Source organism: Candidatus Accumulibacter necessarius (assembly GCF_036625085.1).
The window spans coordinates 498,842-511,298 of record NZ_JAZKUM010000001.1 but is presented as its reverse complement, the minus strand read 5'-3'; the positions used below and the strand labels follow the sequence as shown (position 1 = coordinate 511,298).

General features: G+C 63.0%; 11 protein-coding genes and 2 pseudogenes. 11 read left to right on the top strand and 2 right to left on the bottom strand.

The genetic code is table 11. The features are described from left to right. The first annotated feature begins 51 nt into the window (after positions 1-51). Positions 52-1,092 (top strand): Rpn family recombination-promoting nuclease/putative transposase, encoded by a 1,041-nt coding sequence (locus V5B44_RS02625; RefSeq protein ID WP_332357552.1) that lies wholly within the window; start codon positions 52-54, stop codon positions 1,090-1,092. A 101-nt stretch (positions 1,093-1,193) separates the two neighbouring features. On the opposite strand, the pseudogene V5B44_RS02620 reads toward V5B44_RS02625, so the two are convergent. Continuing rightward, positions 1,194-1,430 (bottom strand): annotated as a pseudogene (locus V5B44_RS02620) (transposase); the annotation flags it as partial. An 88-nt stretch (positions 1,431-1,518) separates the two neighbouring features. On the opposite strand from V5B44_RS02620, the gene V5B44_RS02615 reads away from it, so the two are divergent. Next, complete coding sequence (locus tag V5B44_RS02615; RefSeq protein WP_332357551.1) at positions 1,519-1,998, top strand: DUF4351 domain-containing protein; 480 nt, start codon at positions 1,519-1,521, stop codon at positions 1,996-1,998. Between the two features lie 101 nt (positions 1,999-2,099). Here V5B44_RS02615 and V5B44_RS02610 read toward each other — a convergent pair. Beyond that, positions 2,100-2,336, bottom strand: a pseudogene (locus V5B44_RS02610) (transposase); the annotation flags it as partial. A 282-nt stretch (positions 2,337-2,618) separates the two neighbouring features. Here V5B44_RS02610 and V5B44_RS02605 point away from each other — a divergent pair. From V5B44_RS02605 to V5B44_RS02565, 9 genes are all read left to right on the top strand, one after another. Continuing rightward, positions 2,619-4,223, top strand: a complete 1,605-nt coding sequence (locus tag V5B44_RS02605) for a hypothetical protein (RefSeq protein WP_332357550.1) — start codon at positions 2,619-2,621, stop codon at positions 4,221-4,223. 67 nt (positions 4,224-4,290) lie between these two features. Next, positions 4,291-5,037 (top strand): PEP-CTERM sorting domain-containing protein, encoded by a 747-nt coding sequence (locus tag V5B44_RS02600; protein ID WP_332357549.1) that lies wholly within the window; start codon positions 4,291-4,293, stop codon positions 5,035-5,037. Between the two features lie 357 nt (positions 5,038-5,394). After that, positions 5,395-6,969 (top strand): hypothetical protein, encoded by a 1,575-nt coding sequence (locus tag V5B44_RS02595; protein WP_332357548.1) that lies wholly within the window; start codon positions 5,395-5,397, stop codon positions 6,967-6,969. A 66-nt stretch (positions 6,970-7,035) separates the two neighbouring features. Next, positions 7,036-7,761, top strand: coding sequence for a PEP-CTERM sorting domain-containing protein (locus tag V5B44_RS02590; RefSeq protein ID WP_332357547.1), 726 nt, complete (start codon positions 7,036-7,038; stop codon positions 7,759-7,761). 117 nt (positions 7,762-7,878) lie between these two features. Beyond that, positions 7,879-8,550 carry a hypothetical protein gene (locus V5B44_RS02585; RefSeq protein WP_332357546.1) on the top strand — a complete coding sequence of 224 codons (672 nt, stop codon included), beginning with the start codon at positions 7,879-7,881 and terminating at the stop codon, positions 8,548-8,550. 352 nt (positions 8,551-8,902) lie between these two features. Beyond that, positions 8,903-9,214 (top strand): hypothetical protein, encoded by a 312-nt coding sequence (locus V5B44_RS02580; RefSeq protein WP_332357545.1) that lies wholly within the window; start codon positions 8,903-8,905, stop codon positions 9,212-9,214. Further along, positions 9,201-10,004: a TatD family hydrolase gene (locus V5B44_RS02575; RefSeq protein WP_332357544.1), complete on the top strand. Its 804-nt coding sequence runs from the start codon at positions 9,201-9,203 to the stop codon at positions 10,002-10,004. The genes V5B44_RS02580 and V5B44_RS02575 overlap by 14 nt, the downstream gene beginning before the upstream one ends. Further along, positions 9,980-11,107 carry a metabolite traffic protein EboE gene (eboE, locus tag V5B44_RS02570; protein ID WP_332357543.1) on the top strand — a complete coding sequence of 376 codons (1,128 nt, stop codon included), beginning with the start codon at positions 9,980-9,982 and terminating at the stop codon, positions 11,105-11,107. The genes V5B44_RS02575 and eboE overlap by 25 nt, the downstream gene beginning before the upstream one ends. Then, on the top strand, positions 11,085-12,455 hold the full coding sequence (locus V5B44_RS02565) for an alkaline phosphatase family protein (RefSeq protein WP_332357542.1): 1,371 nt from the start codon (positions 11,085-11,087) through the stop codon (positions 12,453-12,455). Before eboE ends, V5B44_RS02565 begins: the two co-directional genes overlap by 23 nt. The last annotated feature ends 2 nt before the right edge of the window (positions 12,456-12,457 follow it).

Here is a 12,457-nt window from a genome sequence, read left to right as displayed (position 1 = left end):
ATTGCGCTGCCGATGGTAGGATAGAATTCGAGCGATTGATGGAGATCGCAGATGACAGCTTTGAACAGCCCGCACGACCGCTTCTTCAAGGCGGTGTTCGGGCGAACCGAGGTGGCGGCGGAGTTCCTGGAACGTTATCTGCCGGCGGCAGCAGTACAGGCACTGGACTGGAAAACCTTGCGGACTGCCAAGGATTCGTTTCTCGATCCTGAACTCGCGCTGCATCCCGCGGACCTGCTGTACGCGGTCGATCTCCGCGACGGCGGCCCCGGCTATGTGCACGTGCTGTTCGAACACAAGAGCTATGTCGAGTCGCGAATCGGCCTGGACCTCCTGCGTTACCGGGTGCGGATCTGGGAACAATGGCTGAACGCCGGGAATTCCGGTCGCCTACCCGTTGTCGTACCGGTCGTGGTCTATCACGGCGCGGCGACCTGGCGCGTCAGCCGGCAATTCGCCGACGAGGTCGAGGACGCCCCGGCGCTACGTGCCTATGTGCCAGCGTGTGTCTATCACCTGATCGACTTGAGCGGCTACCGAGACGACGAGCTGCGGGGTGCGGTCATGCTGCACACGGCACTGCTGACCCTGAAGTACATCTTCCGGGATGAGTTGCGCGAACGGCTGCCGGGAATTCTGGGACTGCTGCGGGACTTGGCGCAAAGCTCGATGGGGTTGGACTATGTACGTACGCTTCTACGCTACCTGGCGCAGGCGGCAAGTATCGACCGACTGAGCGGTGAGGAGTTGCGCCAGGCGGTGACGCAAACTTTGAACGGTGGAGATGAACTGATGCTGACGATTGCGGAGCAATGGGAACAACAGGCGACGGAGAGAGGGATCCAGAAAGGGATCCAGCAAGGGATTCAGAAAGGGATCCAGAAAGGGATCGAAAAGGGAATCGAGCAAGGCGAGGCACGGCTGCTGAAGCAGTTGTTGACTTGGCGCTTCGGCTCCCTGCCGGCCTGGGCCGAGGCCCAGCTCGCGGGCGCTGAACCGGAGCGCCTGGAGGCGTGGGCGAAGCAGGTGCTCGACGCACAGACCCTGGACGCCGTGTTCGTCGAAGGCAATTCGGGGACAGACAATAGTTAACTCGACCCGCGGCGCCGATCAGCAAGGAACGCGCTACTCGCCGGTTTCCGATCTCGGCTTTGGACCGCGTTTCTGCGGCCGCAGCCTGCGGTCGAACTGCGCTCACTGATCGCACTTCGCAGCCCATCGGAATGCTGCGGCACCATGATCAGGTGGACATGGTTTGGCATCAGGCAGTAAGCCCAGACCTCCGTCCCGGTACGCGCGCACGAAGCTGACATCAGGCGCAGGTACTCGCGATAATCGTCATCGGAGAAAAAAGTCTGCTGGCGCCGGTTACCCCGTTGTGTCACGTGATGCGGATAACCCGATGCCACCACCGTCGCAATTCTCGCCACCTTCGTCCTCCTGGCCGTGTTAGTGATCCCGCGAAGTTTCATATACTGTCCCTGAATTTCGACCCTGAAGTACATCTTCCGGGATGAGTTGCGCGAACGGCTGCCGGGAATTCTGGGACTGCTGCGGGACTTGGCGCAAAACTCGATGGGGTTGGACTATGTACGTACGCTTCTACGCTATCTGGCGCAGGCGGCAAGTATCGACCGACTGAGCGGTGAGGAGTTGCGCCAGGCGGTGACGCAAACTTTGAACGGTGGAGATGAACTGATGCTGACGATTGCAGAGCAATGGGAACAACAGGCGACGGAGAGAGGGATCCAGAAAGGGATCCAGCAAGGGATTCAGAAAGGGATCCAGAAAGGGATCGAAAAGGGAATCGAGCAAGGCGAGGCACGGCTGCTGAAGCAGTTGTTGACCTGGCGCTTCGGCTCCCTGCCGGCCTGGGTCGAGGCCCAGCTCGCAGGCGCTGAACCGGAGCGCCTGGAGGCGTGGGCGAAGCAGGTGCTCGACGCACAGACCCTGGACGCCGTGTTCGTCGAAGGCAATTCGGGGACAGACAATAGTTAACTCGACCCGCGGCGCCGATCAGCAAGGAACGCGCTACTCGCCGGTTTCCGATCTCGGCTTTGGACCGCGTTTCTGCGGCCGCAGCCTGCGGTCGAACTGCGCTCACTGATCGCACTTCGCAGCCCATCGGAATGCTGCGGCACCATGATCAGGTGGACATGGTTTGGCATCAGGCAGTAAGCCCAGACCTCCGTCCCGGTACGCGCGCACGAAGCTGACATCAGGCGCAGGTACTCGCGATAATCGTCATCGGAGAAAAAAGTCTGCTGGCAACGGTTACCCCGTTGTGTCACGTGATGCGGATAACCCGATGCCACCACCTTCGCAATTCTCGCCATCTTGGCCCTCCTGGCCGTGTTTGTGATCCCGGGAAGTTGAATATACTGTCCCTGAATTTACTTTAATTACTCTGTCGGAAAATCTTACACCTCAATCCGGTGCCGCTGCAGAGAGACTCCAGCCTTTTCTCTAAATCAATTACATAGATGGCGAAGAGAGAGTAGGCACGAAACATGCGTGGTCTTTTGGGAGCGCCGGTTACGTGCCCTGGCGGAGCGACGACGCGGGAACGCTGCCCATCAGGGCGGTCTTGAAAAGAAAGATTTGAGAGGGTACTTATCATGAAACAACGAAGCATCACCAAGGCGCTGGCCGCCGCGTTCCTTTTCGCGGGCGCGACGGGCGCACAGGCGCTGACCAACTTCGAGCAGGACGTCAACGACGCCATCGACGCCGGCCTGCAATTCGCGCGCGCCAATAGCTACTTTACCGCGTATACGGCAGGCAACGGATTGTCGCTGCTGGCTCTGCTGCAGAAGGAGACCATCCCCGCCGGCTACGCCGGGCTGACGGTACCGGGTGACCAGACGCTGGCGCAAAACGCGGCCTGCATCCTGATCGACGACGGCAGCTACGGCGACCGGGGCAGCTTTTACTCCTACTACGACGGCCAGGTCCTGATGGGTCTGTCGGTCTACCTGAGCACGGGCGGTCCCGATGTTCCTGCGGCGCCGGCGGGCTACAACTGTGCGGGTCGATCCGCGCGGGCCACGATCGACACGGTGGTCGACCGCGCTCTGGCGCAACAGAGTGCCGGCACGCCTGCGGCGGGATCGTGTGCGGGCTTCTGGAATTACACCAATCCGGGCTGTGACTCGTCCACCACCCAGTTCACCAGTGCCGGGCTGGCGGCGGCCAAAGCATTCTACAGCGCCATGGGTGAATCCGCTGACAAGAACCGGATTCCGGGCCTCGATGCCGCCCTGACCCGCGTCTCCGACGGCTACGCGGCGAACGGCAAGGTCACCTCGGGCTGCCTGTGGGAAGCGGCGACCTGCGGTGCCGGGGGCTGCGCCGGCCATGGCTACCAGGTCAACGGCTACGGCGCGTCGAGCCAGCAAACCGGCTCGGGTACCTTCGTACAGTTGATGGCTTCGGGGAAGGACGTCAACAATCCGGCGGTGCAGCAATACCTGCGCTGGCTGCAGAACGGTTACAACTACGACACCAACACCGTCAACCAGGGGTGGGCGGAGGCCTACTTCTATGCCCTGTGGTCGTCAGCCAAGGCCTTCGAGACCATCGAGAAGTCCAAGGTCGCGGCGATTGGCACGAACGTAGACCCGGCAGATATGGGCACCTTGCCTGCCCTGAACGCCTGCGGGTACGCACGTAAGGCGAATCGCGACCCGGCCACTGACACGCGGCCACTGACACGTGGCGCCGGCGGGGCGGGCTACTATCTCGGAACGTCGAAGGGCTGGTACTACGACTATGCGTATCGGCTGATGTCGCTGCAGAACGCGGGCGGGCAGTTCCCGAACCCGAATGGAACCTGGAACACAGCGGTCGACCATGCCTACGCGCTGCTGGTGCTTGAGCGTTCGACCGGCGGCGCCTGCTCGGATAGCGACGGCGACGGCGTCTGCGACGACAAGGACAACTGCCCGGCCGTGCCCAACCCCGACCAGAAAGATACTGACGGCGACGGCGTCGGCGATGCCTGCGACATCGTCCCACGTTGCGACGCGGATGGTGACACCGACATCGACCAGAAGGACCTCAGCATCATCAGCAAAGCCCGCGGCCAGAAAGCCAGCGGCCCGAATGATCAGCGAGACGCCAACGGTGACGGCCTGATCACGCCTGCCGACGTCAAGGTCTGCATCCCGAAGTGCACGCGGCCGAACTGCGCGATCGAGGCGCCGCTGCCGCCCAAGCCATAACCTTCTCTGCCTCCCCCCGGCCCCGCCGGGGGGTATTACAGATTTAAACCTTTAAGGAGCTACCCTCATGAAAAAAACTCTTCTCGCCCTGGCCCTGGCGGTTGCCGCCGGCGGCGCCCAGGCCGTTAACACAGTGCCAGGAGCGATTAGCCTGTATGACCTGATCTATGACGACCCCAATAACGTCACCAGCATCACTGCTGGCGACAAGGTGTTCAGCCAATGGAAGCAGACATTCTTCGGCGCGTCTGATCCCCAGGGCGCAATCCAACTCAACAACATCTTCGTGACGCCACTTTCCGACGGTGGAGACAACCCCGGGCCTGGCATCAATATCGACTTCACTGACCAGATGACGGTGACGGGCGACGGTGTCTATGCCTATCGCGATTTCACGATCGAATTCAACGTATCGACGATCGGGAGCAAGCAGATCAAAGACAACTTGCTCGACTTCGGCAATCCTCCCAGCGTTCTGACGTGGACCGTTGACGGCCTCAACGACCTCGGGATTGCGGTCGAGGAGTGGGTGTACGACCTCCAGGGCAACCAGCTGGCCCACAAGTTCATCGAATTCAGCGTATTGGACGACGTGCAGACTCGCAACTGGCCAGACTCGGCGGCGTTCGCGCCGCAGGACGAGATCCGGGTCAAGAAGAACTTCCTCGTCTGGTCCATGGACGTGACGGACACGGCCACCTTGGGCGGGATCGAGCAGCGCTTCTCGCAGCAGGACGTGCCCGAGCCGGCATCGCTCGCCCTGCTGAGCCTGGGTCTGTTCGGCATCGGTGTCGCTCGCCGACGCAGAAGCTGATTTCCTTCCATTGTCTCCGGTGCGGCGCGCCAGATCCGGGCGCGCCGCCCGTGCTTCCGGGTGGCCTGTCCTGGCTGCCTCAGCCCTGATCCCAACCCTGCGCCGCAGCCAACATCTCCGACTGGGTCCTCAAAGAGCGAAAAGGGTGTCGGAAAACCTTACACTTGAGTCGCGCACCGCACGATGACTAAACCACACTTCATCGTTAAATCAATCGACTAAATGTCGGAAACGAAATGGGCACGAAACTTGCTTTGACTTCCGGGAGCGCCGGTTACGTATCCGGGCGGTGCGACGACGCGGGAACACTGCCCACGAGGGCGGACTTCAGCAACAGGGACAGAAAGGGTAAATATAATGAAATCAAGTTTGAAGATAAGTGCGCTTGCCGCCGCCGTTTTGCTGACGGTGGGCAGCGGCGCTAACGCCGTTGTTACCAACTTCAGCACTGACGTGGCAACGTCCATCGACAATGGACTCGCCTGGCAGGACGCCAACGGCGCCTACACGGGCGGCGCCGGGGATGCCACCGGCTTGTCGCTGCTGGCTCTGCTCGAGAAGCGCCAGGGCAACGATCCCAATGCCCTGAGCCAGGGTTACGCCGCGGCGTCGGCGGCCGACAAGACGCGCATGGACAGCGCCGTGGCTTGGATTCTGGCTAATCACGTGACGGCAGCCCAGTATGCCTACCGTGACGGGGCCGACATGATGGCCCTGTCGGTCTACCTGCTCACCGGCGGCCCCAATCCGGGGGTTCCGGCGGCCATCAACACCATATTTGACCGCACGATAGCGGCTCAGAATGGAGGCGGTTACTGGTGCTATGGCGCCATCTACGGCTATCTGGATTGTCTCGACTCCTCGACTACCCAGTTGGTCGTGGCAGGCCTCGCGTCAGTGCGCAGTGTTTATTCCTCCGGGAGCTATGCTGACGCTGGCAGGCTGGCTCAGCTGAATACAGCGGCTACCGCTGCCAAGAATGCTTACGTAGCCAATGGCCTCGCCGGCGAGGCGTGCTCCGCTGGCGGAATCCTGACGCCGACGGAGCGCGGCCATGGCTATAACGTGGGGAACTGTAACTCCGCCCAACAGACCGCCTCCGGGACCTGGATTCAAATCGTCGGCGGCGCTACGCTGAACGACCCGAGCGTTCAGGGCTACCTGGAGTGGCAGCGCAACCGCTACCGCTACACGAACATAGAGCCGACCTCGACCGGTTGGCAGTCGTACTGGTACTACCTGTGGAGTTCGTCCAAGGCGTACTCCTTCATCGAGGATTCCGGTGCAACGCCGATTCCTGACACGAACCTCACCCCGGCCAAGATCGGCATTCTGCCGCCAGGCGCTGCGCCGGCTTTTGCAGATCGTGAAGTCCACCTCGATTGTAATACCATCCCGCGTGTGCCGCTGTTCGGTGCCGGTGGTAACGGCTATTACTGCGATGCGGCTGAGCCAAAGCGGGTTTACTTCGACTACGCTTACACGATCCTGACTCACCAGGTGCTGGGCGGACAGTACGTCGACGCCAACGGTACGAGCCGCTGGAATGATTATTCCGCCCAGGCCTATGCCCTGCTCGTGCTGCAGCGCTCGGTTGGTGGTGGCTGTGTCGACAGCGACGGCGACGGCGTGTGCGACTCCGTCGACAACTGCCCGGCCGTGCCCAACCCCGACCAGAAAGATACTGACGGCGACGGCGTCGGCGATGCCTGCGACATCGTCCCACGTTGCGACGCGGATGGTGACACCGACATCGACCAGAAGGACCTCAGCATCATCAGCAAAGCCCGCGGCCAGAAAGCCAGCGGCCCGAATGATCAGCGCGACGCCAACGGTGACGGCCTGATCACGCCTGCCGACGTCAAGGTCTGCATCCCGAGGTGCACGCGGCTGAACTGCGCGATCGAGGCGCCGCTGCCGCCCAAGCCATAACCTTCTCTGCCTCCCCCCGGCCCCGCCGGGGGTATTACAGATTTAAGCCTTTAAGGAGCTACCCTCATGAAAAAAACTCTTCTAGCCCTGGCCCTGGCGGTCGCCGCCGGCGGCGCCCAGGCCATCGACACTCAGACTACACTGCAGGCCCTGCTTGCGGGCGGCAGTATCACCGTCGGTGACAAGCGGTTCGACAATTGGACGGACAAACCGGTCATTTCGTCTGATGGCCGCCCCTTCAACACCGCCAACATCAGCGTTACGGCTCTTGACGACGGCGGTGACTATGGCCTGCGTTTCGCCCTCTCGGGCGATAACTTCTCGGTAACTGGCGATGGCGTTTATGCCTTCGTTGACTACTCGTTCGGTTTCATGGTCACCGCGCTCGATCCCAACCTGAAAATCGCTGGCGTATCCATGGACAACTATGGCGCCAGCTATGGGTTTTCTGCGCCAGGTCAGGGCAATGAGGATGTCGGCAGCTTCATCCTGGAGTCGGTCGGTACCGCCGCCGGGTCGGACGACCTGGCTGTCATCGACGTCGAGTTCAGCTATCTGGACGGGCAAGGTCAGACGGCCAAACTGAAAGACTCGGACTCCTTCGCCCGGCAGAGCTCGGTCTACGTCACCAAGAACATTCTGGTGTGGGCTACGGCCGGGACCGAAAATGCCAACCTTTTCTCCTTTGACCAGCGCTTCTCCCAGACCGCTGACATCCCCGAGCCGGCATCGCTCGCCCTGCTGAGCCTCGGTCTGGTCGGTCTCGGTGTCGCTCGCCGGCGCAGGAGCTGATCCCCTTGTCCTGGACGCGGCGCGCGCTTCGCGCGCCGCCCGCTACCCGCGTCACCCACCACTCCCGCCCGCTTGTCCTGGCTGGCTTTGCCTGACCCCGACTCCATGTACACGCCAATGCTCCGCCACACCCACCGTATATGCCGCCTGATCGCCCTGGGGCTGGCATTCGCCAGCGCCACGGCAGTAGCTGCGGGCAGCGATCCGTCGGGGATACGCCTCACCGGCGTGGTCATGGTGCCAGGCGAGTCCGAATGGGCCGTGATCGAGTTTCCGAACGGCGAGCAACAGATCGTCCGGGCCGGCGACAAGCTCCCCGACATTGGCTCGGTCGCAAAGATTCTGCCAACCGGGATTCGCCTGGAGACACCGAAGGGACCCCGCGTCGTGAATCTCGAGTGGGGAGCCGGTGGCGGCACCCCGCCGGTGGCGGCAGCCACGATTCCGGCTCAACCGGAAGGCCATCGCCTCCCGCGTGCGATCGAGGCAACGCCCGAAGTCCTGAAGACCATCGGCCGCGTTGCCGCCACTCCGGGGGCGAGCGAGGCCGAATTGAGTCAAGCCCTGATCCCACTGCTCGATTTGCCGGGCGACGCCCGGGTATCGGGCTTCTTCCCGGGCCAACCGGAACGCGACGCAAAAGGGCCCACCGAGGTCAGCGCGAGCCTGGCACGAGGAGAAGTTGTCCGCCTGCAGGTCGAGGCCGACGGGAAGAAGCAGATGGTCTATATCAGACCGGGGCAGCCCACCGGAGGCGCCTCGGCCGGCGCCACTGCCCAGAAGAAATAACCAGTTGGCGCGAACGCTCGAGCGTACCCCCTGCCCGCGCGCCGCGTCGAGGGCTGGCGTATTTTCCCAGAGGGTCGGCCTGGATCGGCCTCCGGAGAAGGCACCCGGCAACTGATCACCGCGGCGCCGTGGCGTTCGCCTGCCACCGGAGCCCATTTCGCCGCCTGATTGACCGGAGTCTTCGCCGCAGCATATACTTTTGCCCGCGTGATCGAATTTCCCATGCTTCACGCCAGACAACCACCACGCCGTTGACGGCCATGAGCCGCCTGCCAACTGCGGGTTTCATTTCCGGGGTGACCATCCGACCACGGCCGGCAGCGTCGGATCACCCTGCCCAAGGAGAACCCAGATGAATGACCCCTACCGTCCGCTGACGGCGCCTCAAGTGCTCGATCTATATTTCATCGAGAACCGCTCGCGAGTGCTCGATATCGCCTCGTTCCTCGACAGGATCGACCGCTACGCGGGCGCTGACGAGGCCCGGGCCGAATACCGCTACCAGGCGTTAATGCAGACGCTGCGACTGCTCGTCGAGTCGCCGGGCGAGCGGACCAGGGCAGTTCAGTTGTCGCTCAGCGATCCGACCAGCGAGCCGCTCGACAGCGCGGTCGGGCTGAAGGCCTGGGGCGCGTGGGAAGGAGCGCAGCATGAAGGCAATTGACCCGCACATTCACATGGTTTCGCGGACCACCGATGACTATCTGAAAATGGCCATCAGCGGCATCCACACCGTCGCCGAACCGGCTTTCTGGGCCGGGTTTGACCGCAGCTCGGCCGACAGTTTTCGCGACTATTTCCATCAGCTGACGGTGACCGAGCCGGCGCGGGCAGCGCGCTTCGGGATCAGGCACTATTGCTGGATCGGCCTCAACTCCAAGGAGTCGGAGAACCTGAAGCTTGCCGAAGACGTGCTGGCGATCATGCCGGAGTACATCGACCGGCCAACCGCGCTGGGCATCGGCGAGGTCGGGCTGAACAAGAACAGCCGCAACGAGATCGCGGTGCTGGAAAAACAACTCGCGCTGGCCGCCGAGCGCAACGAACTGATCCTGATCCATACGCCGCATCTCGAGGACAAACTGAAGGGGACGCGGATCATCATGGATATCATCCGCGCGGAGCCCAGGATTGATCCGGCCCGCGTGCTGATCGATCACGCCGAGGAACATACGATCGGCGAGATCAAGGACCGTGGTTTCTGGTTCGGGCTGACCCTGTATCCGAATTCCAAAGGCAGTCCCGAACGGGCGATCGACGCCGTCGAAATCTACGGCACCGACCGGATTTGCATCAATTCCTCGGCCGACTGGAGTGTCAGCGACCCGCTGTCGGTTCTCAAGTGCGCGAACGAGATGCGTCGCCGCGGACATCCGGAGCCGGCGGTCAATCAGGTCTTCTACGAGAATCCCAAGAGCTTCCTTGGCCAATGTCCAAAATTTCAGGCCGACTGATCACCTACTGCAGCAACATCCATCCCGGCGACAGCTGGGCGGAAACCTTCACCGCCTTGCGACAGCACGTCCCGGCGGTGAAGGCGGCGGTGTCACCGGAGCAGCCGTTTCCGATCGGCCTGCGGCTTTCGCAGCGGGCGGCAGTCGAACTGACGACGGGGGAAAAGCGGCGCTTCACCGACTGGCTGCGCGAGAACGACTGTTTTGTCCCGACGGTCAACGGTTTCCCCTACGGTTCCTTCCACGGGGAACGGGTCAAGGAACAGGTTTACCTGCCGGACTGGCGACGTCCGGAACGTGCGGCCTATACCATTTGCCTGGCCGACCTGCTCGCCGGATGGTTGCCGGAGGGCATGACCGGGTCGATCTCGACCGTCCCGGTCGGCCTCAAGGGCGGCTTCAGCGAGCAGGACTTGACGGCGGTCAGACAACAGATCCTCACCGTGCTCAGCCATCTGCAGGCGCTGCGCCGGGCCCGGGGAGTGCGGATCGTCCTCGCCCTGGAGCCGGAACCCGGATGCCTGCTGGAAACCACCGACGAGGTCTGCGACTTCCTTGCCGCGCTCGCTCTGCCGCCCGACCTGCGTGACCTGATCGGCGTCTGCTATGACTGCTGCCATCAGGCGGTCGAATTCGAGACGCCCGCCGCTTCGCTGGCGCGGCTGGCAGCTGCCGGAGTACGGATCGCCAAGGTCCAGGTCTCCTCGGCGCTCAGGCTCCTGGCGCCGACGCCGACAGCGCTGAAGCCTTTCGACGAGCCCCGCTATCTGCATCAGGTGGTGGTCAGAAGCCGGAACGGCGACCTGTCGCGTTACCAGGATCTGCCCGAGGCGATCGCCCGGCACCCGGTGGCGACCGGCGACGAATGGCGCTGCCATTTCCACGTGCCGATCTTTGTTGCCGAGGCCGGCGGCCATGGCACGACGCGTTCGTTCATCGAGGAGATCCTGCCGCTGCTGCCGCCACAGCTGCTGCTGGAGGTCGAAACCTACACCTGGGAGGTCCTGCCGCCCGAGCTCCGCAGCGGTTCGGTGACGGCGTCGATCATTCGCGAACTTCACTGGCTGGAGGCGCAGCTTGATGCACCGCACGGTCGTCCTTGACGTCGTCGGGCTCAGCCGGCGTCTGCTCAGCGGCCAGCAGACGCCGCGGCTGTCGGCCCTGCTGCCGAACAGCGCGCCGATCCGGACCATCATTCCGGCGGTGACCTGTTCGGTCCAGTCGACCTACCTGACCGGGCGGCTGCCGTCGAGCCACGGCATTGTCGCCAATGGCTGGTATTTTCGCGACCTTGGCGAAGTGCTCTTCTGGCGCCAGTCGAATCGCCTGGTCCAGGGGGAGAAGCTGTGGGATGAAGCGCGCCGTCGTGACGCCGCCTTCACCGTGGCCAACACCTTCTGGTGGTACGCCATGAACACCGACGCCGACTACACCGTCACGCCACGCCCGCTGTACTGCGCGGACGGCCGCAAGCTGCCGGACTGCTACAGCTTTCCGCTGGACTTGCGGGCGCGCTTCACCAGCGACTTCGGCCCCTTTCCCCTCTTCCAGTTCTGGGGGCCAGCCACCTCGATCGCTTCCAGCGAGTGGATCGCCAGGGCGGCCATGGCCATCGAAGAGCAGTTCCGGCCGAGCCTGCAACTGGTCTACCTGCCGCACCTGGACTACTGCCTGCAGAAACTGGGACCACAGGGCGACATCGCCAAGGACCTCGCGGCGATCGATGCGCTCTGCGGCCGCCTGCTCGACTTCTTCGAGGAGCGCAACTGCCGCGTCGTGATCCTCTCCGAATACGGCATCACGCCGGTCAGCCGGCCGATCCATCCGAATCGTATTCTCCGGCAGGCCGGACTGATTTCGCTGAAGGTCGACCTTGGCCGGGAGACGCTCGACCCGGGCAGCAGCCGCGCCTTCGCCGTTGCCGACCATCAGTTGTGCCATGTGTACGTGCGCGACCGGAAGGACATCGCGCGCGTCCGCGAGCTGTTCGCCGGCCTGCCGGGCGTCGAACAGGTGCTTGACGACGCCGGCAAGCGAGCCCACGGCCTTGACCACGAGCGTTCCGGCGAGCTGGTGCTGCTGGCGGCCGCGGATAGCTGGTTTACTTATTATTGGTGGCGCGATGACTCGATGGCGCCGGACTATGCCCGGACGGTGAATATCCATGCCAAGCCGGGTTACGACCCGTGCGAACTGTTCCTCGATCCGGCGATCGCGTTTCCCCGGCTGAAGATCGCCACGACGCTGGCCAGGAAGCTGCTGGGCTTCCGCTATCTGATGGAAGTGATCCCGCTCGATGCGACGCTGGTCAAGGGCTCGCACGGCCGCCTCACCGACGATGACGCCGACGGACCCCTGCTCATGAGCAACGCCCCGCAACTGCTGGGCAAGGACGTGATCGCTGCCACCGACGTCCATGATCTGCTGCTGCGCCATGTCTTTTCCGCTTAGCC

Bases quoted from the DNA above. Each gene is read 5' to 3' on its own strand.
- V5B44_RS02600 (WP_332357549.1), top strand. From the start codon at position 4,291: ATGAAAAAAACTCTTCTCGCCCTGGCCCTGGCGGTTGCCGCCGGCGGC.
- eboE (WP_332357543.1), top strand. From the start codon at position 9,980: ATGTCCAAAATTTCAGGCCGACTGATCACCTACTGCAGCAACATCCAT.
- V5B44_RS02565 (WP_332357542.1), top strand. From the start codon at position 11,085: ATGCACCGCACGGTCGTCCTTGACGTCGTCGGGCTCAGCCGGCGTCTG.
- V5B44_RS02590 (WP_332357547.1), top strand. From the start codon at position 7,036: ATGAAAAAAACTCTTCTAGCCCTGGCCCTGGCGGTCGCCGCCGGCGGC.
- V5B44_RS02595 (WP_332357548.1), top strand. From the start codon at position 5,395: ATGAAATCAAGTTTGAAGATAAGTGCGCTTGCCGCCGCCGTTTTGCTG.
- V5B44_RS02585 (WP_332357546.1), top strand. From the start codon at position 7,879: ATGCTCCGCCACACCCACCGTATATGCCGCCTGATCGCCCTGGGGCTG.
- V5B44_RS02580 (WP_332357545.1), top strand. From the start codon at position 8,903: ATGAATGACCCCTACCGTCCGCTGACGGCGCCTCAAGTGCTCGATCTA.
- V5B44_RS02575 (WP_332357544.1), top strand. From the start codon at position 9,201: ATGAAGGCAATTGACCCGCACATTCACATGGTTTCGCGGACCACCGAT.
- V5B44_RS02625 (WP_332357552.1), top strand. From the start codon at position 52: ATGACAGCTTTGAACAGCCCGCACGACCGCTTCTTCAAGGCGGTGTTC.
- V5B44_RS02605 (WP_332357550.1), top strand. From the start codon at position 2,619: ATGAAACAACGAAGCATCACCAAGGCGCTGGCCGCCGCGTTCCTTTTC.